This window comes from Embleya sp. NPDC056575, from assembly GCF_042793325.1.
Classification (GTDB): domain Bacteria; phylum Actinomycetota; class Actinomycetes; order Streptomycetales; family Streptomycetaceae; genus Embleya.
Genome location: NZ_JBHTVA010000025.1, coordinates 13309 through 39949, shown reverse-complemented (window position 1 = coordinate 39949; position 26641 = coordinate 13309). Strand labels below are relative to the sequence as shown.

Below are 26641 nucleotides of genomic sequence, written 5' to 3'. Positions count from 1 at the left end.
GTCGTCGGGTGATACACCGGCCCCGGACAGGCCGAACAAGCCCCGAGGCGCGGGGGTTTCCTCGCCTCGGGAACTGGTCCAGCATACCCAATGTGGGCCTGAACACCAGATCTTCAGGGCTTCTATACGCCTTTCTGGGCGCCTGAAATCCCATGAGCCAAATCCCCCTACTCAAACCCGCCTTTCAGGCCGTTAGATCGCCATACAGCGCTTCGCCTCGACACGGGCCGACCCCACGCCGACCACCCGGCCCGGCACACGGCAGGATCGTCCTCACCGCGGCCCGGTCGCGGTGCGGCACCACCCGTCCCGATTCCGCGGAGGCTTGGCACACATGAGCGACAACGGCACCGACACCTGGGCGCGGCGCATGGACGATCTATGGGCCGACTTCGACGCGCATCAGCCGGACGACTTCGTGGCCGCCGTCCGGGCGCTGGTCGACGAGCGGCCCGACGACGACGCGGTCGCGGCCTACTGGATGGGGTCGGCGTACGACTCGACCGGCTACGAGGCCGAGGCGGCGCCGCACTATCGGCGCGCCTTCGCCCTCGGATTGCCCGAGGACATGCGTCGCCCCGCCACCATCCAGTTCGCCAGCACGCTGCGCAACCTCGGCGAACTCGCCGAGAGCGTCGCGCTGTTGACCGCCGAGCGGGAGGCCGGATCCGACCACCTCGACGACGCCCTGGCCGCGTTCCTGGCCCTGTCCCTGGTCGACTCGGGGCGCGAACGCGAAGCGGTCGGCCTGGCCCTGGGCGCGTTGGCGCCGCACCTGCCCCGCTACACCCGCTCGGTCACCAACTACGCCCGCGCCCTGGTCGAGAACGCGGAACCCCCGACGGCCGGCTGAGCCTCACCCGCACCGGCCGGACGCCGATCCTCGTCGAGCCCGGTGCGCAGCGCCACGGCCAACGCCTCCAGGGTCCGCCGCCACGCGTGCCCCGGCGGGGTCGCGTAGCCGATCACGAGCGCCGCCGGCCGGGTCGGGTCCGCGTCGTGCCAATAGCCCTGGTCGTGCAGGCCGTGCAGGCGCAGGCCGCGCCGGGCCGCCGCGGCGATCACCCGGCGCTCGTGGTCGGCCGAGGGCAGCGGGAGCAGTGCGTGCAGGCCGGCCGAGATGCCGCTCAGGGGCGTGTCGGTCACGTCCGCCACACACTCCGCGAGGTCGGCCCGGCGGCGCGCGCAGCCGAGTCGGACTCGCCGGACGCGCCGGACGTGGTCGCCGCGCCGGATCAGGTCGGCCAGGGCCAGTTGCTCGATCGCGGACGGCGCCGCGCCGGTCTCGACCACCGCCCGCAGGACGGCGTCGCGCAGCGCGGCCGGCACGACCAGCCAGCCGATCCGCAACCCCGGGGCCGGCGTCTTGCTCGCGGTGCCGGCGAAGACGACCCGGTCCGGATCGAGCGCCTGGAGCGCGCCGACGGGGCGGCCCCGATAGCGGAACTCGCCGTCGTAGTCGTCCTCCACGATGTATCCGCGGCAGCGCCGCGCCCATGCGACGAACGCCGCGCGCCGCCGGGCCGAGAGCACCACGCCCGTCGGATGCTGATGCGCGGGCGTGAGCAGCACGGCCCGTACGTCCGACGGCAGTTCGTCGGGATCGGCGCCGTATCCGTCGACGGCCGGCGGGATCGGGACGACGCCGGCCGCGCGCAGGAGATCCCGGTGTCGGGCCAGACCGGGCTCCTCGGTCGCCGCGCACCGCCCACCCGAGGCGGCCAACGCCCGCCCCACGACGGCCAGTCCGTGCGCGAAGCCGGTCGTGATCACCACCGCGTCCGGCGTCGCCCGCACACCCCGGGTGCGGGCCACGTAGGCCGCGATCGTCGCCCGCGTCTGCGGCACGCCGCCCGGCTCGGGCTGACCCAGCACCCGCGCGTCCATCTCCGCCACGACCCGACGCACGCTCGCCGCCCACCGATCGCGCGGAAACGAGGTGAGATCGGGCAAACCCGGCCGCAGGTCGAACATCGGCCCACTCCGCGACGGCACCGTCGGCGGCGCGGGCTCGCCGCCCCGCCCGGCCACGAAGCCCGGACCGCACCGCCTCCCGCAACGCCGCTTCCAGCGCCCGCCCGACCGCACCGTCCGCACGCACGACATCAAGATGCAGATCGAGCCCACCGACCCCCACCACCCGCTCCACCGACACGCCCCACCTCCCGCAGACGAACGACCGACCGGGACCCTCTCGCGTCCCCCAGCCTACGAAGCGGCCGGCGAGCATCGAGGCAGGCGGGCCTCGACAACCTTCGCGGCCGTCACCGCCGGTTCTTCAGGTGATGCGGATGCGTCGACACCGGTGGTCGCGCGTGCCCCTCCCGCAACCACGCCGACGTACCGTTCGCGCCGTTCGCGCCGGTCGCGCCCGTCGCGGCACCCGTCGCCTCCGGCGCGCCCGCCGCCGTCGCGCCCGAACCCGGCGCCGATTCGGCGGTCGCGTTCTCCAGGAACCGCAACAGCTCCACCGGGAACGGCAGTACGACGGTGGAGTTCTTCTCGGCCGCCACCTCGACGATGGTCTGGAGCAGGCGCAGTTGCAGTGCCGCCGGGCTGCTCGACATCACCGTCGCCGCCGAGGCCAGCTTGCGCGACGCCTGGAACTCGCCGTCGGCGGTGATGATCCGCGAGCGCCGCTCCCGCTCCGCCTCGGCCTGCCTCGACATCGAGCGCTTCATCGACTCGGGCAGTGCCACGTCCTTGATCTCCACCCGGTCGATCTCCACACCCCAGCCCACCGCCGGCGAGTCGATCATCAGCGCCAGCCCCTGATTCAGCGCCTCACGATTCGACAGCAGGTCGTCCAGGTCGCTCTTGCCGATGATCGAGCGCAACGACGTCTGCGCGACCTGCGACACCGCGAACTCGTAGTCCTGCACCTCGACCGTCGCCTTGACCGGATCGTTCACCCGGAAGTACACGACGGCGTCGACCCGGACGGTGACGTTGTCGCGGGTGATGCCGTCCTGGGCGGGAATCGGCATCGTCACGATCTGGGTGTTGATCTTTCGCAAACGGTCCACGACCGGCACGATCCGGGTCAGCCCGGCCGTACGGATCGGCTCCTGCACGCGGCCGAGGCGGAACACCACGCCGCGTTCGTATTGGCGGACCACGCGCAGCCCGGTCGCGGCGGCCAGCCCGACCAGCGCGACGATGCCGACGACGAGGATGATGATCACGAGCGCCACGGTCATGGCCGACTCCGGTGCCGAAACGACTGTCCCGAGCATGCGGGCGTCCCCGAGCACTCCCTGCTCTCCCCACTGTAACTCCGGCCCCGGCCCGGCGAAGACCCTCGGCTATCGCCCGTCGCCGCTCCCGGCCGCGGACCGATCCGCCGCCTCCGCCTCGCGTCGCCACAGCGCGCTCGGCCACCACATCCGGTGCCCCAGGTCGAGCGTCAGCGCCGTGACCACCACCGACCGCACCACCAGGGTGTCGATCAGGACACCCAGCGCGACCGCGAAGCCGATCTCGGCGAATCCGACGATCGGCAGCGTGGCCAGCGCCGCGAAGGTGCCCGCGAGCACCAGGCCGGCCGAGGTGATCACCCCGCCGGTCGCGGCCAGACCGGTCAGCGCACCGGTGCGGGTGTCCGTGCGCATGCTCTCCTCCCGCACCCGGGTGCTCAGGAAGATGTTGTAGTCGATGCCCAGGGCGACCAGGAAGACGAACACGAGCAGCGCGAACGAGGTGTCCTCGGCCACGAAGTCGAACACGTGGCGAAACACCAGCGCGCTGATCCCGAGTGTGGCGGCGAACGACAACACCACCGTCGCGATCAGCACCACCGGCGCCACCACGGCCCGCAACAACAGCGCCAGGATGATCAGGACGACGGCCAGGATGATCGGGATCAGCACCTTCTCGTCCCGGACCGAGGCCCGGTTGCTGTCGAGTTGGGCCGCGGTGCCGCCGCCCACGAGGGCGTCGGCGTGCGGCACCGCGTGCACCGCGGAGCGCGCGGCGTCGACCGTGTCCCGGGCCGCGCCGCTGTCGGCGGCGGCGGTCAGCGTCGCCTCCACGTACGAGCGTCCGTCGCGCTCCGCCGGTACGCCCGGTGGCGTGGTGACGCTGTCGGCGACCACTCCGGGGACGGCGGCGAGCGAGGCGCGGACCGCGTCCATCGACGCGGTGTTCGCGACCACCTGGAGCGGTTGTCCGGTGCCGGCGGGGAAGTAGCGGGCCTGGACCTTCTGGCCGACCACCGAGTCGGGGGTGCCGGTGAAGCTCTCGGCGGTGGTCAGGCCCGAGGCGTTCAGCGAGATCAGGCCGAAGGACAGCGCGACCAGGACGGCGACGGTGGTGATCCACACGGTGCGCGGGCGGCGGGCGATACGGCGGCCTGTCCGGGCCCACAGGCCGGTCTCGGTCGGCTCGGGCGAGCCCAGGTGCGGAACGGCGGGCCAAAAGATCCACCGCCCGGTGATCAGCAACACCGCCGGGAACAGGGTCAACATCGCGAGCAGCGCCACCGCCACCCCGATCGCGGCCACCGGTCCCAGGCCGTTGGTGGAGTTCATCTCGGCGGCGAGCAGGCACAACATGCCGACGATCACGGTGGAGGCGCTGGCGATCACGGCGGGTCCGGCCCGGTGCAGGGCCAGCGCCATCGCCTCGTGTCGATCCTCGTGCCGACGCAGTTCCTCCCGGTAGCGGGCGACGAGGAGCAACGCGTAATCGGTGCCGGCGCCGAAGACCAGCACGGTCAGGATGCCCGCGCTCTGCGCGTTGACCACGAGCGAGGCGTGTCGGGCCAGTACGTAGATCACCGCTTGTGCGGCGAACAGCGCGCCGACCACGCAGACCACCGGGACCAGGAGCAGCGTCGGACTGCGGTAGGTGCACAGGAGGATGACCACGACCACGCCGAGGGCGGCGAACAGCAGGGTTCCGTCGATGCCCTGGAACGCGTCGCTGCTGTCGGCCGCGACGCCGCCGGGTCCGGTGATGTGCGCTTCCAGGCCGTCGTCGGGGTGGTCCGTCACGATCGGCCGGATCTGATCCACCGCCTTGGCGATGGTGTTCCAGCCGTTGTCGCCGAAGGTGATCGGGACCAGGATCACCTTCGCGCGCGGGGCGGCGAGGCGGTCGGGAAAGGGACCCTGTACCTGGGAGCCGACGATGCCGTGGGCGGTCAGGGTGCGCAGCTGCTCGGCGTCGGCGGCGATGGTCGCGTCGTCGGTGGGTGTCAGCCCGGAGTCGCGCGCGTACACCACGACGGCGGTGACGTTTTGCGGCAGGAACACCTTCGATTCGTCGACGACTTTGGTCGACTCGGCGTTGCCGGGCAACCACGCGGAGGCGTCGTTCTTCTCCGCGTCGGTCAGCTTGCTCGCGGCCGAAGCGGCCGCGGCGAGGACCACGATCCAGAGCACAAGGATGATCCACTTGGCACGCCGTCCGCAGACCAACCGCGCGGCTCTCCCCGCACCACCCATCCCCCACACCTCCACCGCTCGAACGTGATGTGGTGTCGCCCGAGGTGCACTCTCTTCAGGATGGCATCGGCCGGCGGATCCCGCCCCCGCCGGCGCCGGCCGATCGCACTCGGGTGCGCGACCCTGGACGACATGAGCGACAAGGCACACGGCCGCTTCGACCTCGTCGTCGAGGCGTACCGTCCCGGTGACACATATCGGCTGGTCATGCTCGCCGACGGGTCCTACCGTCGACTGCACGAACGGGGCGAACTCGACGCCCTCGCCGCCGAACTGGGCCTCGACCCCGCCGACCGCGACCAGGTCGCCTGGGAGGGCGGCGACGAGTGGCCCACGCACGACGGCGGTTGACCCACCCACGGCCGACGCGCGTCGTGCGTCACACCTGCGCGCCGCGCACCCACGCACCCGCGCACGACAGCGAGGCGACGTTCGACCCGCATGATCGACCACGGCCGTTCCCGGTGCGTCAAGAGGCAACCGAGAACCAACCGTAAGCGAGTCTTTACGCGCCGTCGGAGCTTTCCGGAGCCCACGGACGACTTTCGCCGACCCGCCGTCGGCTCGAAGTCGCCCCTGCGTCGACACCACCACGACCCTGTGTAGCCGCATGTTTCCGATGGGTAATATTCACTCGGGTGCCGGCGCGCGGCGCCGGCCGGCCGTCGAGCGCATACCTCCCCCACCCATGCCCGCCTCCACCCCGCGTCGGGATACCCGGCCGGGCTGCGTCGCGGCGGAGTGCGACACCGGCCTCCGGTTACCCGTGGTAAACCTCACCCGTCGCAATGGGCCACCTCACGTTGGCTCGTATTCACCTGTTCCAAAGACGGCTCGCGAACCTAGTTTTCATTTCGCCTTCCATGCGCTATCGGGCAAATCTTCAGCCCGGCACGAGTCGCAATAGGCGGCACGGCCGTGATCTTCCCGGTCAAGAATGATCACGACTTCGAATTGCACAGAGAGCCGAACCCAAGGCGCCCCTACGGCGTTCTTCGGCTCTCCGGCCGTTCGCCGGAATCCACCGCGCGAAACGGCCGCGTCGGCTCGTCTCGGGCCGTTTCGGCGGGTGCTTCCAGATCCTTGAGTACGTCTTCACCTGCACCGATGGCGCCTGCACGTCGCGCCCTTCCCCGTAGCGCCGGTCACGCGCGGGCGGTGTCGCAGCGGTCCTCCATACCTGTCGTGTATGTCGATCTTCAGGCATGCCCGATGGAATCTCATTATTCAACCGGGTTTACATAAATCCCCGACGAGGACGAGTCATGACCCGTATGAGAACCACTCCCGGACCGGTGGACTCGGTCGTCGCCCCGGGGGCCTCACCCCCGACGGCCACTCCCGACAAGTCGCCGATCCGCGTACTTCCCCATTTCTTCGAGCGATCCTGCGACCGCAATCCCGAGGCCGTCGCCGTCGTCTGCGAGAACACCTCGTTGAGTTACGCGGAACTGGACCGCCGAGCCAACCGCTTGGCGAATCTGCTCCGAAACCGCGGGGCCGCGCCGGGCCGCACCGTCGGAATCCTCCTCGAACGCTCGCTCGACGCCTACGTCGCCCTGCTCGGCGTGATCAAGTCCGGCGCCGCCTACGTCCCACTCGACCCGTCGTTCCCGGCCGAACGGGTCGCCTTCATCGCCCGCGACGCCGACCTGTGCGATCTGGTCAGTACGTCCGAGATGCGCGGGCGCACCGCGGAGGCGACCTGCCCGGTGCTCGAACTCGACGTCGCGGCGCACGACTTGGCCCGGCAACCGGAGGATCGACCCGACGTGCGGATCGACCCGGGCTCGTGGTCCTACGTGATCTACACCTCCGGGACCACGGGCCGCCCCAAGGGCGTGGCCGTCTCGCACGCGAGCATCGCCAACTTCCTGCACGTGGTCACCCCGATCTACCGGGTGAGCGCCCGGGACCGGGTCTATCAAGGGCTCTCCATCGCGTTCGACTTCTCGGTCGAGGAGATCTGGCCGGCCTGGATCGCCGGGGCGACCCTGATCTCCGGTCCCACCGACGGCGGACGGGTCGGCCAGGGGCTGAGCGACTTCCTGCTGGAGCACCGGATCACGGTGCTGTGCTGCGTACCCACCCTGCTGACCACCATCGAGGGCGAATTCCCGCTCCTGCGCAGCCTGTTGGTCAGCGGCGAGGCCTGCCCGCCGGACCTGGTCCGGCGCTGGTCGCGACCCGATCGGCGCATCCTCAACGCGTACGGACCCACCGAGACCACCGTCACCGCGACCTGCGGCGAACTGGGCCCGAACCGGCCGGTGACGATCGGCGTACCGCTGCCGACCTACCGGGTCTACATCCTCGACGAGCAGCTGCGCCCCGTCGACGAGGGCGCGGGCGGGGAGATCTGCGTCGGTGGTCCGGGCGTGGCGGTCGGCTACGTCAATCGCCCCGACCTGACCGCCGAGCGGTTCGTGACCAACCCGATCGAGGCCGAACGCGCCGACGCGCCGAGGATCTACCGCACCGGCGACCTCGGCCGGTTCACCGCGACCGGCGAGATCGAATACCTCGGCCGGGTCGACACCCAGCTCAAGATCCGCGGCTATCGCATCGAGGCGGCGGAGATCGAGGAGGTGCTGCGCGAGGACCCCGCGATCGAGAACGCGGTGGTGACCCCGCTGGAGCGGAACGGCGTCGTGCAGGACCTGGTCGGCTACGTGACACTCGTCGGCGGCGGCGACGGGGCGTCGGCCCCGGCCTCCGACGCGTTGCGGGCCCGGTTGCGGGTGACCCTGCAGAGCCGGTTGCCCGCGTACATGATCCCGTCCTACGTCGAAGTGCTGCCCGAATTCCCGTTGCTGGCCGCGGACAAGGTCGACCGTGCCGCGCTGCCCGCGCCGACCTCCGCGCCGCTGAACCGGCGCACCGGTACCCACGTCGCGCCCGAGACGGCGCTGGAGCGGCACCTGGCCCGGGCCTGGGCGGACGTGCTCGGCGGCGCGGAGGTCTCCGTCGAGGACGACTTCTTCTGCGACCTCGGCGGCCACTCCATGGCGGCGGCCCGGCTGATCTCGCGACTGCGCCGGGAACCGGAGTTGCGCGGCGTGGCGATGGGCGACCTGTACGCCCATCCCACGATTCGTGGCCTGGCCCGGCACGTCGAGGCCGAGGCGGCGGCCGAGGCCCGGGCGGCCGGTGTCGCGCGGCGACCCGCCACCCCCGCGCCGGCGCCGCTGCGGCACGGCAGCCGGCGGGTATTCGCCTGTGGTGTCGCACAGTTGGTCGCACTGTACGCGTGGCTGCTGGTCCTGGGCCTGCCCGCGGTCGTGCTGCTGTACCGGGTGTTCCTGGCCTGGGACCTGCCGATCCACGAGCCCGCGCCCGGCGGCGTGCTCGACCGCCTCACCCGCCTCCACCTGCCCGGGTTCATCGCCTTGGAGGTGGGGTGGATCGTCGCGAGCCTGCTCGTCTCGCTGTTCGCCGCGCGGTTGTTGATGCTCGGCGTACGCCCCGGGTGGTACCCGCTGTGGGGCGTGACCTACCTGCGGTTTTGGCTGTACGGCCGGATGCTCGCGTTCAGTCCGCTCGCGTTTTTGACCGGATCCCCGCTCCTGGCCCCCTGGTTGCGGCTGGTCGGCGCCCGGGTCGGCCGCGACTGCCATGTGTCGGCGGTGCTCGGGCTGCCCGCGTTCGTGGAGATCGGCGACGGGGCGAGCATCGGCTACGGCGCACGCATCCAGCCGTACGTGGTCGAGCACGGGTGGTTGCGGCTGGCGCCGGTCCGCATCGGCGCCGGTTGCTTCGTCGGGACCAACAGCGTCGTGCTCGCGGGCGCGGTGATCGGCGACCGCACCTCGATCGGTGAGCAGTCGTTGGTTCCGGCGGACCACGTGTTGCCCGCCGACGAGCACTGGGCCGGCTCACCCGTCACCCGCCAGGAGGGCGCGCCGGCCCTGCTCGACGCGATGGCGGCCGAGGACGACGGCCGGGCCTGGCCGCTGCGGGTCCTGATCGGATTCGGCGCCGGCGCCGTACTGCTCGCCCTGGTCCCGCTGTTGGTCGCCGGTGCCGCGGGCGCGCTCGTGGGGGTCGTCGCCTGGCGGTACGGCTTCGGCTGGGCGATCGCCGCCACGCTCCCGGCCGGGCCGCTGGTGGTGCTGTTCACGTGTGTGCTGGTGCTGGTGGTCAAGCGTGTGGTGCTGCCGCGTTCCCGGGCCGGCATCCATCCCGAACGCAGCGGCCTGGGCGTGCGCAAGTGGATCGGCGACGGCATGATGACGGCCAGTCTGACGCTGACCCACGCGCTCTACTCGACGCTGTACCTCGTCCCGTTCCTGCGCCTGCTCGGTGCCCGTACCGGGCGCTGGTCCGAGGTGGCCACGGTCAGCTTCGTCGACCCCGAGATGCTGATCATCGGCGAGCGCAGCTTCGTGGCGGACGTCAGCGTGGTCGGTCCGGCCGTGTTCCATCACGGACAGGTCGCGCTCGCCCCGGCCGAGATCGGCGCGCGCGCTTTCGTCGGCAACGGCGCGCTCGTTCCCGGCTCGTGCCGGCTCGGCGAGAACAGTCTGCTCGGCGTGCACTCGCTCGCGCCGACCCGGCCGATCGACCCCGAGACCACCTGGCTCGGTTCGCCCGCGATCTTCCTGCCGCGCCGCGAGGAGAGCCGGGAGTTCCCGGCGAAGTTGACGTACGACCCCAGCCGGGGGCTGATCGCGGCCCGGCTGGCGATCGAGTATTTCCGGGTGACGCTGCCCGCCACGATCGCCGCGCTGGGCGCGCTGGGCAGTCTGTACGCGGCCGTCCGGCTCGCCGGGGTGTGCTCGCCGTGGGTGCTGTTCCTGCTCGGTCCGGCCCTGTTCCTGGCCGTCGGGGTCGGCTCCACGCTGGCCGCGGTGGTGCTGAAGTGGCTGGTCATCGGCCGCTATCGGGCCAGGGTCGAGCCGTTGTGGAGCATCTGGGTGCGCCGCACGGAGCTGATCACCGGGCTGTACGAGAACCTGGTCGTACCGAGTCTGCTCAACCTCCTCACCGGCACTCCCCTGATGGGCCCGGTGTTGCGGCTGTTCGGCGCCCGGATCGGCCGGCGGGTCTGGCTCGGCACCACGTATCTGACCGAGTTCGACCTGGTCGAGGTGGGCGACGACGCGGCGGTGGCGGAGGTGACGTCGCTGCAGACCCACCTGTTCGAGGACCGCGTGATGAAGATGTCCGAGGTCCGGATCGGCGCGGGTGCCGCGGTCGGCACCCGGTCGGTCGTGCTCTACGACGCGCGGGTCGGCGCGGGCGCCTCGCTCGACGCACTGTCCCTGGTGATGAAGGGCGAACACCTGCCCGACGAGACCCGGTGGCGCGGCATCCCGGCCCGCCCCGGGTGAGACACCCCGGTCCTCATCCCATTCCCGTCCCCCATCCCCCATGTCCCATCCCCCATGTCCCATGGTCCCCATCGGAGATCCCCATGACGCTTGCCCAGGTCACCATGACCGAGCCCCACGTGGCGTGCGACCTACCCGGTCCGCGCTCCGCCGAACTGCTCGCGCGCCAAGCCCGGCGCGAGTCCAACGCCCGCACGTATCCGCGTAATCTGCCCATCGCGCTGGCCGAGGCCGCCGGCAGCTTCGTGCGCGATGTCGACGGCAACGTCTTCATCGACTTCCTCGCCGGCGCCGGCGTGCTTTCCCTGGGCCACAACCACCCCGAGCTGGTCCGCTCCGTCACCGCGCAACTGGGCGTGCTCACCCACGGGTTGGATTTCCCGACGCCGGTCAAGGACGCGTTCCTGGAGGCCCAGCTGTCCATGCTGCCCGCCGGGATGCGCGAGCGTACGAAGGTGCACTTCTGCGGTCCCACCGGGGCCAACGCCATCGAGGCGGCGATCAAGCTCTGCAAGATCGCCACCGGTCGCGGCGACGTCGTCACCTTCCAGGGCGGCTTCCACGGCAGCACACACGCCGCCATGGCGCTGACCGGTCTGGTCTCGGCGAAGCGGCCCGTCCCCAACGGCGTGCCCGGCACCCACTTCTTCCCGTTCTCCTACTGCGGCCGGTGCCCGCTGGCCCTGAGCCCCGACACGTGCACCACGAACTGCGTGGCCTACCTGGAGCGTTCGCTCACCGATGGCAACGCCGGCATCCCGCTGCCCGCCGCGGTGCTCCTCGAACTCGTGCAGGGCGAGGGCGGCGTGGTGCCCGCGACCGCCGACTTCGTCCAGCGACTGCGGGCGCTCACCCGGGAGTTGCGGATCCCGCTGATCGTCGACGAGGTGCAGACCGGCTGCGGGCGCACCGGAACCTGGTTCGCGTTCGAGCAGTACGGGATCGAACCGGATGTCGTGGTCGCCTCCAAGGCGCTCAGCGGCATCGGCACCCCGATCGCGGTGATCCTGTACGACGACGCGCTCGACGGCTGGGCGGCCGGCGCACACATCGGCACCTTCCGCGGCAACCAACTCGCCTTCGCCGCCGGGGTCGAGGCCGTGCGCATCGTCCGGCGCGACGACATCCTCGGCAACGTGCGTCGGCGCGGCGCGCAGATCGCCGACCGGCTCACGCCGCTGATGGCCGACCCCTGGGTACGCGAGGTGCGCGGCCGGGGCCTGATGTGGGGCATCGAGATCGCGGACCCGGAAACCGGGCTGCCCGCCGCGGAGTTCGCCCGCGCGATCCAGGCCCGGGCGCTGCGCCGGGGGCTGATCGTCGAGCGCGGCGGACGCGAGGACTGCGTGGTGCGGATCCTCCCGCCGCTCAACGTCACCGCCGAGGTCGTGGACGCCGCGTGCACGATCCTGGTCGACGCCGTCGAAGCCGGTCACCCGTAGGCCCATCCGCACCGGGCCACCGGCCGACCCGGCGCCGACCGGCCGCCCGTCCGAGGCGGCCTCGAGGAGATCTCACTCCATGGTTCTCATCGTGCAGAAGTACGGCGGCTCCTCGGTGCACAGCATCGAGCGCGTCAAGCAGGTCGCCGAACGCGTGGTAGCCACACGTCACGAGGGTCACGACGTCGTCGTGGTGTTGTCCGCCATGGGCGACACCACCGACGAACTGCTCGACCTGGCACGGAATATCTCGCCCTTCCCGCACCCGCGCGAGCTGGACATGTTGTTCACCTCGGGCGAGCGCATCTCCAACGCGCTGGCCGCGATGGCGATCCGCGACCTGGGCGCGCGGGCGTGTTCGTTGTCCGGACCCCAGGCGGGCGTGTTCACCACCGCCGAATACGGCAGGGCGCAGATCGTCGAGGTGGTACCGCATCGGGTGCGGCGCGAACTCGACCGCGGCTGCATCGTGTTGGTCGCCGGATTCCAGGGCCTGAGCCGGGACACCGACGACATCACCACGCTGGGCCGCGGCGGTTCCGACACCACGGCCATCGCGCTGGCCGCCGCGCTCAAGGCCGACGTCTGCGAGATCTACACGGACGTGGACGGCGTGTACAGCGCGGATCCCCGGATCGTGCCGAGCGCGCGGCTGCTCGATCACATCACCTACGACGCCATGCAGGAGATGGCGGCATCGGGGAGTCGGGTGCTGGCCCTGCGCTCGGTCGAGTACGCCCGCCGCTGGGGCGTACCGATCCAGGTCCGGTCCTCGTACGGGGACAAGCCCGGAACCACCGTGTCCGGCGCGCCCGACGACGCCGGCGCGGAACCGTCGCGGATCACCGGCGTCGCGCACGACCTGTCCGCCGCGAAGGTCACCGCGCACGGGGTCCCGGACGGCGCGGGGGCGGTGGGCCGGCTGGTCCGCGCGGTCGCCGACGCCGGGGGCGAGATCGACATGGTGGTGCGGAACGCGGCGCGACCGGACGACGCCCGCGCCGATCTGACGTTCGTCCTGCCCGAACAGGGCGTGGCCGGCGCGCTGGCCGCACTCGACGCGACACGCGCCGAACTCGGCTTCGAGGGGGTGAGCCACGACGCGGACGTCGGCAAGGTCTCGCTGATCGGCACCGGCATGCGGGCCGGTCCGGGGGTCACCGCGACCTTCTGCGAGACGCTGGCGGCCGTGGGCGTCAACATCGAGATCATGTCGACGTCGGAGATCCGGATCTCCGTCCTGTGCCGCACCGCCCAGGTGGTCGACGCGGTGCGCGCGCTGCACACCGCGTTCGACCTCGACACGACGGAGGAGGCCCTGGTCCACGCGGGTTCGGGCCGCTGACCGTCGGCCCGCCGAAGGCCGCCGGCGTCGGGAACGTGTCCCGATGCCGGCGGTCGTCGGTTCCACCCGGAAAATCCCGGCCTCGCGCCCGTTCGTCGTTCGCTACGCTGCGCAGATGGCGACTGACGGGGGTGCGGGGGATGCCGGGGTCGAACAGACGCCCGCTCAGGGGCGGTTGGGGTCCGCGGACGGGACGGCCAAGGTGTTTCACGGCCTCGGGTTGGCCGTGTTGCTCCTGTCCGAATACTGGCGGTCGTTGATCCACGGGCTGCGACCGGGGGCCGCGCCCCCGGACCGGGTTCAGGCGCTCGCCCGGGCGGCCGTGTCGATGGCCGACAACGGGTTGCACAAGACGGCGGCGAACCTGTTCGAGACGGCGTCGTTCGGACAGGAGCGGGCGGCGGTGTGGGCGGCGGTGTGTTGTGCCCTGGTCGTACGCCTCAACCGGCACGGGTCGCCGGAACTGCAGAAAGCCCTGTCCTATGTGTCCGCCGCCTACTGCGCGTTGGCCGTCGCCGTCGGCATGTACTACCTGTTCGCGTCCGGGCCGATCGTGCTGCTCGCCCTCGGGATCGGCTTCGGAGTGATGCACACCGCGACCCGCAAATGACCGCGTGTGGACGGGGGTTCGGCGCCCGTCAGCGATTCGGATAGGTCGCGCAGACCAGCGTGGTGTCGTTGTGGGCGACCCAGTACCAGTAGTACGTACGGTCGTTGGCCACCCTGGCACACGCACCGGCGTGGACTTCGGCCGGGGCCCGGTAGACGCCGGTGACGGCCAGGAGCGAATCGAAGCTCGCCGGGATGCGCGCCGCGCCGCAGTCGATCCAGGTGAACAGGTTGGCTGAGTAGCGCGGGGAGTTCTCGGTCCCGCCCGAGCGGGAGACCAGGAAGCACTGGCCCTTGCGGAACTGCCGTTCCAGGCACAGTTCGACGTCGCGGTAGCGCCAACTGGTCACCCCGGGGTCGCTGATCGGGCAGTTCGTGGCGTTCACTCCGGCCACGCGCACGAACGCGCTGTCCGAGTCGCAGTCCACCGCACGCGGGATGTCGGTGTTCCAGCCGCCGCCGCGCTCCGTCCCGGTCTGCCACGCGTTCAGGCAGGTCCCGTTGTGGGCCACCGCCGCGAACGCGTCCGCGCGCGGGTCGCGCACGGGGGTCGGCACCGAACCGCCGGGCCGGGAATCGCTCCCGCTCGGCGTCCGCCCGGGCGTCTGCCGGGGATCCGCCGGCAGCCCGCGCACGGTCGGGAACCCCGTGGGCGGCCTCGCCGTCGGCGCCCCCTTCGTCGCGGCGGCCAACGCCGCCGGCGCGCCCCCGGCGCGCTTGTCGTCCCTGTCGTCCTCCAGTACGCGGGGCAGCACGATCACCGCGAACAGCAGTGCCGCCACCAGCAGTACAAGATTGCCCTGCTGCCGCTTCGAATCCCCGACCCCCGTCATGCCGCGCCATGGTACGGACCCGCGACACATTCCGACACCACCATCGGTCGACTTCCCCGACGCCGGTCGGGGCATCGGCACGTGCCGCCGGAGCGGCCCGCTCCCCGGCGTCCGGAACTCCTTCGGGGCGTGTCCCGAACATGTTCCGAACGCTCGGGGTCGTTCCGCCGTCGCCACCACGCGGTGGAGGCTGATGTCGACCGAACGGGGTCGAGTTCGGTGCTACGGGTATCGGGGGAACTCGACCTCGCGACGAGCGGTGCGGGCGACGTGCGCCCGCACCGCTCGTCGGGTGCACGGGCTGCGGAAGGCCGAGGGGTGCGCGGGTGCGCGGGTTGCGCGAAAAAGCCGCTCATTGTCGTGGCTGATCGATCGCGGCGCCGGGGCGGCGCGCCCTGCCCCGTTCCCAAGGTCACTCGAAGGAGTGACACCGCGTGCCGATCGGGTGAACGTACGGCAACCGGCGTGTATCGATCGCGGGCTCCTCGTTGTCCGCTCCGACACCGGATCCCGCTCCGGGAATCGGCGCACCCCGCTCGGCACGCGGCCGGCAACCGACGCCCGCCGCCTTCGGCCACCGCCCGAATCAGGAGACCGCCACGCAGCGAACCCGACACCCGTCGAACCTCGAACCCCCGCGCGCCGGGCCCGACCTGCCGCCGTCGCGCCCTGTCCGCCGCCGCCACCCCACCCCCGGCCCGGACGACGGCGGGTGCCGATGAGGGCCGGTCGACAGCGCCTCCCGTCGATCGCCAGGGTGGCCACGACACCGGAGCCCGGCCTGATCGCGCTCGCCGTCGTCGGGATCGGCATCGGCGGTCGCTCGGGATCCGGCCTCCCGGTCCTGTTCGCCGCCGGTCTCGCGTTCGCCGTCCTGCTGCGCACGGCGCGCGGGCCGAACCGCTCGCGCGCGATCGCGTTCGGCACGCTCACCATCGGCGCGGGCGCCCTCCAGGCCGTCCCGCAACCGACCGGGCGGCCCCTCTCCCCGTGGCCCCCGCTCGCCTTCCTCGCGATCACCCTCGCCGTCGTACTCGCCGCCGCCGTCCGCCTGTTGACCGAGGTCGTGCGCGTCACGGGCGGCCGCGCACCGCGACTGCGCACCGCCCTGGACGCGTGGCTGCTGGTCGCGTCCGTCCTCACCCTGGGTCGGATGACCGCGCTGCACTGCGCCGCCGGCGACCCTCGGCACGGGCCCGCGTCGACCGTCTGGGTCCCGGTGGGCTGGTTGTGCGTCGACGTGGTGTGGGTGTGCCTGGCCCCGCTGCTCTACGGCACGCCGACCCGGGGGCGACGCGGCGGCGCGGCCCTGGTGACGCTGGTGGCCGTGGCGGTGATCGGTCTCGGCGGCATCGAGGTCCTCGTGTCCGGCGCGGGCGACCGGGTGGGCCGCCTGTCGACCGCCACCCGGGTCGTGGGCATGGTGATGATCGTGTGTGGGCCCTGTACCCGCCCGGGCGGCATATCCGTGTCCGCGAGCACACCCCGCCGCCGGGCCGCGACCGCCGTGCTGGCCGCGAGCGTACCCGTGCTCGCCTGTACCGTCGTCGCCCTCGTACACCTGCTCGCCGGACACCGCTGCGACCGGCTCACCGTCGTCCTGGCGGGCTCCGTCGCGGTTACCGTGTGGGCGCGTCAATGCCTGGCCCGCCTGCGCACCCTGTGCCTGGCCGAACAACTCGCCGACCACGTCACCGCACGCCGGCCGCGGATCCCGCACCAGAGCACCCGCCGGCCGAGCTGACGGCGACCCGACCCCGAAGTCGGCTATGCCAACAGCCACTTCCGGGTCGGCGGCAGTCCCGGACCGCCGGGTCGGCGGTGGTACCCAGGACCGGGCTCTCGCTCGTGGGCGCCGGCGGGCGGGTGCGGGGTCGTCACCCGCGGCGGGCGTCCTCCGGCGAGCCGACGTCCGCGACGCGGGCGGGCGCTTCGACCGGCTGCTCGACCGGCTCCTCGACCGGCTCGGCCGGGCGCGGGCGCGGGCGCGTCGCGACGATCAGGACCACCGACGCGACGATGATCGCGCCGCCGAGGTAGACGTTCGGGCCCACCGACTCGCCCGCGATCGCCGCGCCCAGCAGCACCGCCACCACGGGATTGACGTACGCGTAGGTCGCCACGGTGTCGTTGGGGAGCACGCTGTTGACGTACATGTACGCGCTGAACGCGACGATCGACCCGGCGAACACCAGCCAGACCAGCCCCAGCCAGGAGGCGGTCGAGATGCCGGCCACGTCCAGTCGCCCGAACTCGCCGCGCAGCGCGGCCAGGACGAACAACATCACCCCGGCCGTGGTCATCTCCAACGAGGTCACCACCAGCGGATGCCGAGGCAGCGGCGCGGTGCGCGCGTACACCGAGCCGCCCGCCCACAACACGCACGCGATCAGGACCATGACCACGCCGCCGATGTGCACGTCGCCGCCCGGGCCGCCGACCAGGACGCCGATGCCGATCGTGCCCAGGAGCAGCGCGAGCAGGACCGCGCCCGACACCCGGGTCCGGGTGGCCAGCGCGTTGATCAGCACCATCCACACCGGCACCGTCGCCACGACCAGCGCGGCGAAGCCCGAGTCGAGGTGTTGCTCGCCCAGGCTCAACAGCCCGTTGCCGCCGACCAGAAGCAGCCCGCCGATGATCGCCGCCGAGCGCAGGTGCGGCCAGGTGGGCCGCTGCTCCCCGCGTGCGTGTCGCGGGCCGACCACCGCGAACATCAGCAGTCCCGCGACCAGGAACCTGGTCCCGGCCGAGAGCAGCGGCGGGATCGTCTCGACCGCGTAGCGGATGCCCAGATAGGTCGAGCCCCACACGATCCACACGGTCACGAGGGCGACCCACGGCAACAGTCGATCCCTCTTTTGAGGAGACAACACGACCAGCACACCTCATTAAATTAGGAGATCCAAGCTGCTAACCTTTTTTAGAGTAGGTCAGACACGATCGCCGGAACAAGGGGCTTTTCCATGACGCGGCAGCTCGACGAGATCGACCGGGCGCTCCTTCGCGCGCTGAGCGCGGACGGCCGGCGCACCGTGCGCGCCCTGGCCAAATCGGTGGATCTGTCCGAACCCGCCGTGCGCGAGCGCATCCAACGGCTGGAGCGCGACGGGGTGATCACCGGCTATCACGCGGAGTTGGCCCCGGCGCGGGTCGACGCCGGCACGGCCGCGTTCATCGCGCTGCGCTTCGACGCGGGGCGGGCGGCGCGCGATCAGGTCGAGGCGGCGATCCACCGCGAGCCCGCCGTCCTGGAGGCGCACGAGGTGGCGGGCGAGGACTGCTTCTGGATCAAGGTCCGGGTGGCGTCCACCGCCGCGCTCGCCGACACCCTCGACCGGATCCGCGCGATCCCGGTCATCCGCGGCACGGGCACCACCATCGTGCTGCGCACCGTCTTCGAACGCCCGCTGCTGTCCGCCGAATCCACGGTCGAGGCGGCCGACGCGGCGGCGTCGGACACCCGCGTATAGCGGTCACGCCGGCACGCCGAAGACCCCCCGCACACCGGCGTGCGGGGGGTCTTCGGCGCGTTCCTCGCGTGGAGCTTGGCGCAAAACATACCTGCGCGCCCTTTGCGGATAGTGATTGGCTGACTTCCGTCGGTTATCACGGTGGGGTGAGGAGTCACGCGTGATCATTCAGCTGTACGGCGAGTGGACCCAGCGCTCGGACACGTCGGCGAACTACGCGCGGGCGGTGGCCGGCTGCCAGGACGTCGCGGACCGGCAACGGAAATATTTCACCGCCGACGGACAAAAACATGAGCGTTCCATGGTCAACAAGGGCCTCGCCCTCTACATCGACGTCCCGCACCACCTCCTCGGCTTCGACGACTCCGGTGCGCGGGGCATCGCCGAGATCAAGCCGAACAACTGGGACAGCGGCTTCCTGAGTTTCGCGGTCGGTGGCCGGCGCAGTTGGACCGACGGAGTGGTCACCGCGCCCGAGTCGGTGTTGTGGGCGGCGATCCACGCCTACTGGAGCGTCCGGGTGCCGGAGTACGCCGACGCGTCCGCCCGGGAACGGCAGGCGTACCGACGCGGACACCTGCCGTCCGGGGCGAAGGGGGTGCCCTCCATCGAGGACCTGTCCGGCCTGATCGACTACACCAGGTGCCGCCGATCCGGACCGGTCGTCGTGGTGGCGGGCCGACGCGTGGAGTTCGAGGAACCGGCGGACCGCCAGGAGGAGTTGCCCTTCCTGGTCGCTCTCACCGATCCGCTGCACCAACCCCCGTTCACCGGCCCGTACAGCTACCGCGGCGACCACGACGACACGGCCCGCCTCGCCAGAATCCGCAAACTCGAACCCCAGTCCCGTACGAGCCGCCGCTGACCGGCCCGGATCCGCCGCGCCGACGGATCAGTCGACCAGGTGCGCGACGGTCGGTACCACGGGGCCGAAGAGGTCGGCGATGGTGGTCAGGCTTGCCGACTGGAGGGTTTCGGCGGGGGTGACGCCGCCGTCGAGGGTGGGCAGGGCCCGGGTGGCGGTGGCTTCGGCGACGACGGTGGGGCGGTAGCCGAGGTTGAAGGCGCCCTGTGCGGTGAAGGTGACGCACATGTGGGTCATGAAGCCCGCCAGGATCAGATCGGGGCCGGCGTCCAGGTCGCGGAGTGTGTGCTCCAGGTCGGTGTCGTGGAAGGCGTTGGGAACCTGCTTGACCACGACCGCTTCGCCGTCGAGCGGCGCCACTTCGCCGCTGATCGCGCCGATCTCGGCGCGGATGTCGTACAAGGTGCCCGCTCCGCCGTCGTTGACGACGTGCACGACGGGCGTACCCGCCGCACGGGCCGCGGCGAGCAGCCGGGCCCCGGCGGCCAGGGCCGGTTCGACGCCGGCGAGGGCCATCACGCCGGTGCGGTAGGTGTTCTGGAAGTCGATCATGATCAGGGTGCACGCGCCGCCGAGGCGGGGCGGCGTGTTGTCGAGGCCGATGACCTCGCGCAGGGTCGTGGAGGAGCGCATGAGTCGGAAGTACCTTTCGTTTGAAGCCGGTTGCATGGATTTCGGGCAGGGCAAAGCCGCCGGGCCACGCGGGTTCGTACGCCGGGGTCAGGACGCCGTGCGAAAGCGGCGGCGGTAGCCGGCCGGGGTGATGGTGAGTTGTTTGCGGAAGGCCCGGTGCAGGGTTTCCACCGAACCGAATCCGGTGGCCGCCGCGACCGCCTCCAGCGGTTCGTCGGTGCTCTCCAGGAGGCGGCGGGCCGCCTCGACCCGCGCGGCCTCCACGTAGGTCGCCGCGCCGGTGCCGGTCTCCTGCCGGAAGACCCGGGCGAACTGACGCTCGCTCAGGCACATCCGCCCGGCCAGCGCCGACGTGGACAGGTCGTGGTCCAGGTGTTCGGTGATGTACACGCGCAGTTCGTCGATGTCCCGCCGGCCGGTCGCGGGTCGGCTCAGCGGCACGCTGAACTGGCTCTGTCCGCCCTGCCGACGCAGGTACACGACCAGTTGGCGGGCCACCGCGAGGGCCAGGTCCTCGCCGTGGTCCTCGGCCACCAGGGCCAGCGCCAGGTCCATGCAGGCGCTGATCCCCGCCCCGGTCCAGACCCGGCCGGAGCGCACGAAGATCGGGTCGGCGTCGACCCGCACCTCGGGGTGGTCGGCGGCCAGTTGCGCGGCGGTCGACCAGTGTGTGGTCGCCCGTCGCCCGTCCAGGAGCCCGGCGGCGGCGAGCACGTGCGCGCCCACGCAAACCGACGCGATCCGGCGGGCGTGCGGCGCGGTGGCCGCGACCCATGCCACGACGGCGTCGTCGACCAGGGCCACCGGACCGTCCGGGCCCATCGCCACCGCACCGGGGACGAGCAGCGTGTCCACCGCGGCCCCCACGTCGGCGAAGGCCACGTCCGCGAGGATCCGTACGCCGGCCGACGTGCCGACCGGGCCGGCCTCGGGGCCCGCCAGGCGAACCACGTAGCCCGCCGCGCCGGCGGTCTCCCGGTTGGCCAGCGCGAAGACCTCGGCCGGGCCGGTGACGTCGAGCAGGTCGACGTCGGGGAAGACCGCGATCACGACACGGTGTGGAGTGGACATGCGTCCATCGTGGTGCCCACACCCGATGGCCGCAATGACGGGTATCCGTCACATTCGGCCATCGACGCGGCGCGCCCGCGTCGGCCACACACGAACGCGGCGGGCGCGTCCGGGAGGTCCGGAGCGCGCCCGCCACGTGAGGGTCATCCGTGGCCGGCGGCGGCCAGGAGGCGGGGGAAGCGGTCGTTGGGTCTACAGATCTCGCCGAGGTCGGGGTCGTCGACCTCCTCGATGCCCGGCTCCACCCGCGCGACGTACGCCTCCGGGTCGCCCGCCTCCTCGGTCACGGCGGGAGCCGGCGTGGGCCTGGCCGCGTGCAGCCGGCCCGCCCAGTGGTGGGCGTCCTGCGGTTCGCCCTCGATCCGGTGGTGCAGGGTCAACAGGCGCATCGCCTCGACGTCGTCGGCGCCGGCCGCGTACCGCCACCAGAACGCCGCCGGCGCGGGCCGCCCGGTCAGATACAGCAGGCACCCGAACACCAGCGCCCCGTCGGCCTCGCGTTCGTGCACGAAGTCGCCGAGGAGGGGACCGGTGGTCGGCCGGGCCACCACGGCCTGGCACAGCTGTTCCAGGTCCGCCGCCGCCGCGTTCTGCGCGGCGTGCGCGTCCGCGAAACCGGTGCCGCGTTGCGGACCGATGGTGCCGGGCCGGACCAGCGCGGCCAACAGCTGCTCCTGCACGATGCGATCGGCCAGCCGCCGGGTCGCGGCCCCGGCGTCGTAGTCGGCGAAGGCCGCGTCCATGTCGCGCCGGCGCTGTTGGAGGGCGTGGTCGAGGGAATTGAGGTGGTTCATGTATTCGGTTCCCGAGGGTGCGATGGGGACGACGGGGTGGGGTCGGGATGCACGTGGCGGGCCCGCTCCAGCGCGGTGGCGAGTTGTTTGCGGGCCGCGTGTACGTGGCTGCGGACGGTGGAGATGGTCACCCCCAGGTAGTCGGCGACGTCCTGGAGCGGCAGCTGCATGACCAGGTGCAGGCGGGCGCAGGTGGCCCGCTTGACCGGCATCGCGGCGATCGTGCGATCCAGGATGTCCAGGTGGGGCACCACCGCGGCCGGGTCGCCGTTGCCGGTCGAGGCCACGTCGGGGGCGCCCGGCGCGGTGAAGTCGAACAGCACCTCGGGGGTGCGCCCGCGCCGCCGACGGATGTCCACCACCCGGCGGCGCAGGATCCCGAAGGCGAGCGCGAGCGGCGGGCTGGGGTGGCGCACGATCTCCGCCCAGCGCCGGGACAGCGCGAGCAGCACGTCGGCGACCGCCTCGTCCGCGTCGTGCGCGCAGCCCAGGCTCTTCCAGGCGTGGTCGATCAGGGTCTGCTGGTGCTCCCGGCAGAACCGGACGAAGTCCGCGGGCGCGTCGATCACCGGACCGCCGGGGGCGGGGCGCCGGCGGTCCACGGTGTCCCGGACCAGGTCGCGCCGCAGCCGGCGGTCCTCCAGGGCGTCGGTGAGCATCCGGAACGCGCGCTTGACGGGCGGCGCGGGCTCACGCAGTACGTCGTCCCAGCGCTGGAACAGGGCGAGCAGCACGTCGGCGACGATGTCCTCGGCCTCCGGGCGCGAGCCCAGGTGGTCGTAGGCGAAGCGGGTGAGCGTGAGTTGGTGGCTGTGGCAGAAGGCGACGAAGTCGTTGCGCAGGAGGTCCACCAGGTCCACGTCCACGGCTTGGGCCTGCTCGGGGTGTCGGGGTTCGGTCATCGTCCGCCGCCCTTTCCGCGCGCGGAGTGTGTGCTGCGATACCCGTGGCCGCAGTGGCGGTGCGGCTCGGGGAGCGCGAAGCCACGCATCAGGGCACCGAGCGGCGCGCGCACGACGACGACCAACACGCCTATGACCAGCCACAGTTGTCTGGCCTCGGGGCCGAGGATGTTGTTCAAGGCAGCGGTTCCTTCCGTGAAGTCCGGCGCGAACACCGCCGAGCGCGTTGCACGTTGCACCCGACGGTGTCCACGAGACCCGAAGGCCTCTCACCCCCTATCTCGCCGGCCGACCACCCGCCGTCCAAGCCGAGACCGCAAAATCTCGCGCAACGCGCCCGAACGACTACACGTTGTCGCCCCACCAGGCCGAACACCCGATGCGGCGGGCGCCGCGCCGGGACCGGTCACCACGGGAGTGTGCCGTCGGCGTCGAAGTAGCCGCCGGTCGAACCGCCGGGGCCCAGGCACGCCATCCGCACGATGACCTCGGCGAGGACGTCGAGGCCGCAGGCCGCCGCCGCGGCCCGCACGAACGCGTCGTCGGTGACGTGCGGTCGGATCGCCCGCACGCGCCGGCGGACAGGGCCTACGCGTGCGCTTCCACGCCGTACAGGCGCAGGCCCCGACTGCGGTAGTTCTTCAGGGCGTTGGCGTGGTCCTCGGACGAGGTGTGCAGCCAGACCCGACACACCGAGGCGGCGTCCGGGAGCGGCGGGGTGGCCCACGCCTGACGGAGCACCAGGGTCAGGGCCCAGCCGCCCAGGCCCTTGCCGACGTATTCGGGGAGCAGGCCGAAGGTGACCACCTCGACCACGCCGCCGGGTTGCGGTTCGAGGTTGCCGATGCCGGCGCTCTCCCCCCGATGGGTGATCAGCCAGGATTCGCGCAGCGGGTGGGCGGCGCGAAGTTCGGCCCAATCATGCTCGGTTCGCTCCGTGCTGCGCCAGCCGTAGGGCGCGCCGATCCGCGCCTGGAGCGCGTACACCTCGGGCGAGGGCTCCACCCGCCGCAGTCCCAGTGCCTCGACGGGCCGTGACGGCCGCAGCTCGTCGGGCGCGGTCATCTCCAGATACATCAAACTCTTGCCCATTGCGACAGGCTATCGAGGCTCGCGGACACCGAGGCCGTCGCCCGATCGGCCGCTCCAACGGGTGATCTTCGTTGGGCCGTTCGGGTGACCCGCCACCGAATGGTTGCCGCATGGGGCGGCCGGGATCGAGCACTCGCCGACCCCGTCGAGGTCACCCCGGGCGCGGTCACCAGGCGACCGGGAGGGCGAGCGGGAAACGCCAGATGGACACCGTGTTCCACCGCACCCGCTCGGCGGGAACGGCCAGTCGCAGATCGGGGAACGCGGCCAGCAGCGAGCCGATGCAGACCTCCAATTCCATCCGGGCCAGGTGTGCGCCCAGGCAGTGGTGGGTGCCGTGCCCGAAGGCCATGTGCGAGGCCGGCTTGTCCCGGTCGAAGTCGAGTTCGTCGGGCCGCTCGTACACCGCGTCGTCGCGGTTGGCGGTCAGATACGACACATGCACCGTGTCGCCGGCGCGCACCGTGACGCCGTCGAAGTCCACGTCCTCCAGGGCCACGCGCGGGATGCCGACGCCCTGGCGGAAGGGGATGAAGCGCAACAACTCCTCCAGGGCCTTGGGCAACCGGTCGGGGTGGGCGCGCAGTTCGGCGAGATGGGTCGGACGGGTCAGCAGCGTGTAGACGATGTTGCCGATGTCGTAGGTGAGCGTGTCGTGTCCGGAGACCATCAACAACATGGCCAGAACCGTCAGTTCGCTCTCGTCCAACATCTCGTCGTCGATCCGTGCGGTGGCCAGCGCGCTGATCAGATCGTCGCCCGGGTCGTGGCGCCGCGCGGCGCACAGTGCGGTGAAGTACGCGCGCAAGCCCGCCTTCGCCGCGGCGGCCGAGGTCCGATCGGCGACGTTCATCGACATCATCGCCACGGCGTGCCGGCGGATCCCGGGTCGGTCCGCCTCCGGAATGCCGAGCAGTTCACTGATCGTGCGCAACGGCAGTTGCCCGGCGAGCAGTTCCATCAGGTCGGCCGGTGCGCCGTGCTCGGTGACCCCGGTGAGCAGTTCGTCCACCACACGCTGCGTCCACGGCCGCAGCTTCTCCACCTGCGCGTTGCTGAACGCCTTGACCACCAGCCGGCGAACCCGGTTGAGGACGGGCGGGTCCATCAGGTTGATCGCCTCGGACTGGGCGATCGGCGCCGGGGTGATCCGGGGGAAGTCGGTACCCACCAGCGCCGCCCGGCTGAACCGGCGGTCCGAGGTGACCAGGCGTACGTCCGCGTGCCGGGTGACCAGCCAGCAGCGCCCCTCGCCGTAGGGCATGCGGACCCGGGCGACCGGTGCCTCGGTGCGCATCCGGGCCATCGTCGGATCGGGCTCCAGAGCCTCGTCGTGCCGGAACGGGCATGCCCATACCTGCTCGTCGGTGGTCATCGTGTCTCTCCCAGTCCACGGGGGCGGGTCGTTCGCCGGCGATACCGGCGACATGTGCCCTCCACGGTGGACGCACGGGCGTCCCGAACGCGTGGGGCGGGGGTCCCGCGCACGTCCCGGTCCGGTCCCGACGCCCGTTCCCGGTGCGGCGCGACGCCGCCGGCGCCGGGCCCGACGACGTGGCCCGCATTGGCCTTACGGCGGGCCGATCCGGCCCCTACGATCGGCCGATGACCACGATTTTGATCATCGGCGTGGGGGACATGGGCGAGCGGGTCGCCGACGGTTTGGCCGCGGGCGGCCCCGGGCGGCGGCTGGTGCCGGCCGCTCGGCCACGGGCGACGCGGCGTCGCCTTCAACGAACGCCTCGCCGCCGGCGACGGCATCGACCGGATCGACGCCGACGGCACGGTCCGGCTCACCACCGCCGCACACCGCGCGGTCGCGGACATCGCGCCGGACCTGGCCGAGCCGATCGCCGTCGACCGGATCCCGGCGCGCGCGGCCCGGCTCAGGCCTTCGACCTGACCTCCCACAGGTCTGGGAAGACCGGGTTGAACAGGGTGGAGCGCAGATAGGCCGCGCCGGACGAGCCGCCCGTGCCGAGCTTGGCGCCGATGGTGCGCTCGACCATCTTCATGTGCCGGTAGCGCCATTCCTGAAGGCCCTCGTCGATGTCGACGAGGGCCTCGCACACCTGCGCGGCGTGTCCGGTCTCGTCGCGGTAGACCGCCTCCAGGCTCGCCTGCACGTCCGGGTCGGCCCGCCACGCCAGGCTGGGATCGCGGTCCAGGACCCGCGCGGGCACCGGGTAGCCGAGGCCGGCGAGGTGGCGCAGCAGCGAGTCGAACACGGACGGGCGGTGCGCGGCGGCCTTGAGCCGGTCGTCCAGGTCCAGGTCGTAACCGCCGAACTCACGGCGCCCGAGCACCGCTTCCAGCTCGCGGAACTGGGCCGACTGGAACCCGCTGGAGGTGCCGAGCGCGTCCCGGAACGACGCGAACTGGCGGGGCGTCATGGTCTCCAGGATGTCGAGCTGGCCGACCACGGTCTTCAGGATCTTGGCCACCCGACGCGCCGTATGCAGCGCGCCCGCGCTGTTCCCGGTCTCCAGGTGTCGCTGGAGCAGTGCCACCTCGTGCAGGATCTGCTTGAACCACAGCTCGTAGACCTGGTGGATGACGACGAACAACATCTCGTCGTGCGCGTCAGTGGCCGGCTGCTGGCACGACAGCAGGGTGTCCAGCCGCAGATAGCTGCCGTACGTGATGTCTGCGGTGTCCACGGCGTCTGCGGTGTCCGTGCTGTCCATGCTGTCCGGCGCGTCGCTCATCGGCGCGTCCTCTCCTCGCGGGCTGTCAACCGTTCCGATGGCCTCGGAGACGACGGGCACCATCTTGTGCCGGTCGCGGCCTTTCAGGAATGGC

23 protein-coding genes are annotated in these 26641 nt (G+C 71.9%); 9 read left to right on the top strand and 14 right to left on the bottom strand.

Annotated features, from left to right (window positions below):
* The first annotated feature begins 334 nt into the window (after positions 1-334).
* Positions 335-853, top strand: coding sequence for a tetratricopeptide repeat protein (locus ACFRCG_RS20900; RefSeq protein ID WP_380033500.1), 519 nt, complete (start codon positions 335-337; stop codon positions 851-853).
* On the opposite strand, the gene ACFRCG_RS20895 is transcribed toward ACFRCG_RS20900, so the two are convergent.
* From ACFRCG_RS20895 to ACFRCG_RS20885, 3 genes are all read right to left on the bottom strand, one after another.
* Entirely contained in the window at positions 805-1974 is a 1170-nt protein-coding gene (locus ACFRCG_RS20895) for a PLP-dependent aminotransferase family protein (protein WP_380033499.1), read from the bottom strand. The two genes, ACFRCG_RS20900 and ACFRCG_RS20895, sit on opposite strands and share 49 nt — an antisense overlap.
* Positions 1975-2264: 290 nt before the next feature.
* Positions 2265-3200 carry a slipin family protein gene (locus ACFRCG_RS20890; RefSeq protein ID WP_380033497.1) on the bottom strand — a complete coding sequence of 312 codons (936 nt, stop codon included), beginning with the start codon at positions 3198-3200 and terminating at the stop codon, positions 2265-2267.
* A gap of 105 nt (positions 3201-3305) precedes the next feature.
* The gene (locus ACFRCG_RS20885) at positions 3306-5447 is read right to left on the bottom strand and encodes an MMPL family transporter (RefSeq protein ID WP_380033496.1); all 2142 of its coding nucleotides are present in this window, start codon (positions 5445-5447) and stop codon (positions 3306-3308) included.
* Positions 5448-5579: 132 nt separating this feature from the next.
* Between ACFRCG_RS20885 and ACFRCG_RS20880 the strand changes: the two genes are divergently transcribed.
* The 5 genes from ACFRCG_RS20880 to ACFRCG_RS20860 all read left to right on the top strand — a co-directional run bounded on the left by ACFRCG_RS20880 (position 5580) and on the right by ACFRCG_RS20860 (position 14177).
* Positions 5580-5798, top strand: coding sequence for a hypothetical protein (locus tag ACFRCG_RS20880; RefSeq protein WP_380033494.1), 219 nt, complete (start codon positions 5580-5582; stop codon positions 5796-5798).
* A gap of 914 nt (positions 5799-6712) precedes the next feature.
* Complete coding sequence (locus ACFRCG_RS20875; RefSeq protein ID WP_380033493.1) at positions 6713-10780, top strand: Pls/PosA family non-ribosomal peptide synthetase; 4068 nt, start codon at positions 6713-6715, stop codon at positions 10778-10780.
* Between the two features lie 83 nt (positions 10781-10863).
* A complete protein-coding gene (locus ACFRCG_RS20870) occupies positions 10864-12222 on the top strand; it encodes an aspartate aminotransferase family protein (protein WP_380033491.1) in 1359 nt (452 codons plus the stop codon).
* 79 nt (positions 12223-12301) lie between these two features.
* On the top strand, positions 12302-13567 hold the full coding sequence (locus ACFRCG_RS20865; protein WP_380033490.1) for an aspartate kinase: 1266 nt from the start codon (positions 12302-12304) through the stop codon (positions 13565-13567).
* 115 nt (positions 13568-13682) lie between these two features.
* Positions 13683-14177 (top strand): hypothetical protein, encoded by a 495-nt coding sequence (locus ACFRCG_RS20860; RefSeq protein WP_380033489.1) that lies wholly within the window; start codon positions 13683-13685, stop codon positions 14175-14177.
* A gap of 28 nt (positions 14178-14205) precedes the next feature.
* On the opposite strand, the gene ACFRCG_RS20855 is transcribed toward ACFRCG_RS20860, so the two are convergent.
* The gene (locus ACFRCG_RS20855; protein WP_380033487.1) at positions 14206-15009 is read right to left on the bottom strand and encodes a hypothetical protein; all 804 of its coding nucleotides are present in this window, start codon (positions 15007-15009) and stop codon (positions 14206-14208) included.
* 757 nt (positions 15010-15766) lie between these two features.
* On the opposite strand from ACFRCG_RS20855, the gene ACFRCG_RS20850 reads away from it, so the two are divergent.
* Positions 15767-16753, top strand: a complete 987-nt coding sequence (locus ACFRCG_RS20850; protein ID WP_380033486.1) for a hypothetical protein — start codon at positions 15767-15769, stop codon at positions 16751-16753.
* 133 nt (positions 16754-16886) lie between these two features.
* Here the strand turns inward: ACFRCG_RS20850 and ACFRCG_RS20845 are convergent, their stop codons facing one another.
* Positions 16887-17885 carry an EamA family transporter gene (locus tag ACFRCG_RS20845; RefSeq protein WP_380033484.1) on the bottom strand — a complete coding sequence of 333 codons (999 nt, stop codon included), beginning with the start codon at positions 17883-17885 and terminating at the stop codon, positions 16887-16889.
* 90 nt (positions 17886-17975) lie between these two features.
* Here ACFRCG_RS20845 and ACFRCG_RS20840 point away from each other — a divergent pair, with 90 nt between their 5' ends.
* The gene (locus tag ACFRCG_RS20840) at positions 17976-18482 is read left to right on the top strand and encodes an Lrp/AsnC family transcriptional regulator (RefSeq protein ID WP_380033483.1); all 507 of its coding nucleotides are present in this window, start codon (positions 17976-17978) and stop codon (positions 18480-18482) included.
* A 160-nt stretch (positions 18483-18642) separates the two neighbouring features.
* A complete protein-coding gene (locus tag ACFRCG_RS20835) occupies positions 18643-19347 on the top strand; it encodes a hypothetical protein (protein ID WP_380033482.1) in 705 nt (234 codons plus the stop codon).
* Between the two features lie 27 nt (positions 19348-19374).
* Here the strand turns inward: ACFRCG_RS20835 and ACFRCG_RS20830 are convergent, their stop codons facing one another.
* The 9 genes from ACFRCG_RS20830 to ACFRCG_RS20790 form a co-directional block, all read right to left on the bottom strand.
* Positions 19375-19980, bottom strand: a complete 606-nt coding sequence (locus ACFRCG_RS20830) for an isochorismatase family protein (RefSeq protein WP_380033481.1) — start codon at positions 19978-19980, stop codon at positions 19375-19377.
* Positions 19981-20067: 87 nt separating this feature from the next.
* Positions 20068-21051, bottom strand: coding sequence for a GlxA family transcriptional regulator (locus ACFRCG_RS20825; protein WP_380033479.1), 984 nt, complete (start codon positions 21049-21051; stop codon positions 20068-20070).
* 143 nt (positions 21052-21194) lie between these two features.
* Complete coding sequence (locus ACFRCG_RS20820) at positions 21195-21845, bottom strand: hypothetical protein (RefSeq protein ID WP_380033477.1); 651 nt, start codon at positions 21843-21845, stop codon at positions 21195-21197.
* Positions 21842-22747 carry a sigma factor gene (locus ACFRCG_RS20815; RefSeq protein WP_380033475.1) on the bottom strand — a complete coding sequence of 302 codons (906 nt, stop codon included), beginning with the start codon at positions 22745-22747 and terminating at the stop codon, positions 21842-21844. The genes ACFRCG_RS20820 and ACFRCG_RS20815 overlap by 4 nt, the downstream gene beginning before the upstream one ends.
* Positions 22744-22926, bottom strand: coding sequence for a hypothetical protein (locus tag ACFRCG_RS20810; protein ID WP_380033474.1), 183 nt, complete (start codon positions 22924-22926; stop codon positions 22744-22746). Before ACFRCG_RS20810 ends, ACFRCG_RS20815 begins: the two co-directional genes overlap by 4 nt.
* A 227-nt stretch (positions 22927-23153) precedes the next feature.
* Complete coding sequence (locus ACFRCG_RS20805; protein ID WP_380033472.1) at positions 23154-23318, bottom strand: hypothetical protein; 165 nt, start codon at positions 23316-23318, stop codon at positions 23154-23156.
* Between the two features lie 17 nt (positions 23319-23335).
* Positions 23336-23839 (bottom strand): GNAT family N-acetyltransferase, encoded by a 504-nt coding sequence (locus tag ACFRCG_RS20800; RefSeq protein ID WP_380012024.1) that lies wholly within the window; start codon positions 23837-23839, stop codon positions 23336-23338.
* A 166-nt stretch (positions 23840-24005) separates the two neighbouring features.
* A complete protein-coding gene (locus ACFRCG_RS20795) occupies positions 24006-25214 on the bottom strand; it encodes a cytochrome P450 (RefSeq protein ID WP_380033470.1) in 1209 nt (402 codons plus the stop codon).
* Between the two features lie 511 nt (positions 25215-25725).
* Entirely contained in the window at positions 25726-26547 is an 822-nt protein-coding gene (locus ACFRCG_RS20790) for a tryptophan 2,3-dioxygenase (protein WP_380033468.1), read from the bottom strand.
* Positions 26548-26641: the final 94 nt, after the last annotated feature.

Bases quoted from the DNA above. Each gene is read 5' to 3' on its own strand.
- ACFRCG_RS20800 (WP_380012024.1), bottom strand. From the start codon at position 23,839: ATGGGCAAGAGTTTGATGTATCTGGAGATGACCGCGCCCGACGAGCTG.
- ACFRCG_RS20830 (WP_380033481.1), bottom strand. From the start codon at position 19,980: ATGCGCTCCTCCACGACCCTGCGCGAGGTCATCGGCCTCGACAACACG.
- ACFRCG_RS20840 (WP_380033483.1), top strand. From the start codon at position 17,976: ATGACGCGGCAGCTCGACGAGATCGACCGGGCGCTCCTTCGCGCGCTG.
- ACFRCG_RS20860 (WP_380033489.1), top strand. From the start codon at position 13,683: ATGGCGACTGACGGGGGTGCGGGGGATGCCGGGGTCGAACAGACGCCC.
- ACFRCG_RS20855 (WP_380033487.1), bottom strand. From the start codon at position 15,009: ATGACGGGGGTCGGGGATTCGAAGCGGCAGCAGGGCAATCTTGTACTG.
- ACFRCG_RS20885 (WP_380033496.1), bottom strand. From the start codon at position 5,447: ATGGGTGGTGCGGGGAGAGCCGCGCGGTTGGTCTGCGGACGGCGTGCC.
- ACFRCG_RS20900 (WP_380033500.1), top strand. From the start codon at position 335: ATGAGCGACAACGGCACCGACACCTGGGCGCGGCGCATGGACGATCTA.
- ACFRCG_RS20870 (WP_380033491.1), top strand. From the start codon at position 10,864: ATGACGCTTGCCCAGGTCACCATGACCGAGCCCCACGTGGCGTGCGAC.
- ACFRCG_RS20890 (WP_380033497.1), bottom strand. From the start codon at position 3,200: ATGACCGTGGCGCTCGTGATCATCATCCTCGTCGTCGGCATCGTCGCG.
- ACFRCG_RS20815 (WP_380033475.1), bottom strand. From the start codon at position 22,747: ATGACCGAACCCCGACACCCCGAGCAGGCCCAAGCCGTGGACGTGGAC.
- ACFRCG_RS20795 (WP_380033470.1), bottom strand. From the start codon at position 25,214: ATGACCACCGACGAGCAGGTATGGGCATGCCCGTTCCGGCACGACGAG.
- ACFRCG_RS20820 (WP_380033477.1), bottom strand. From the start codon at position 21,845: ATGAACCACCTCAATTCCCTCGACCACGCCCTCCAACAGCGCCGGCGC.
- ACFRCG_RS20865 (WP_380033490.1), top strand. From the start codon at position 12,302: ATGGTTCTCATCGTGCAGAAGTACGGCGGCTCCTCGGTGCACAGCATC.
- ACFRCG_RS20790 (WP_380033468.1), bottom strand. From the start codon at position 26,547: ATGAGCGACGCGCCGGACAGCATGGACAGCACGGACACCGCAGACGCC.
- ACFRCG_RS20880 (WP_380033494.1), top strand. From the start codon at position 5,580: ATGAGCGACAAGGCACACGGCCGCTTCGACCTCGTCGTCGAGGCGTAC.
- ACFRCG_RS20875 (WP_380033493.1), top strand. From the start codon at position 6,713: ATGACCCGTATGAGAACCACTCCCGGACCGGTGGACTCGGTCGTCGCC.
- ACFRCG_RS20895 (WP_380033499.1), bottom strand. From the start codon at position 1,974: ATGTTCGACCTGCGGCCGGGTTTGCCCGATCTCACCTCGTTTCCGCGC.
- ACFRCG_RS20825 (WP_380033479.1), bottom strand. From the start codon at position 21,051: ATGTCCACTCCACACCGTGTCGTGATCGCGGTCTTCCCCGACGTCGAC.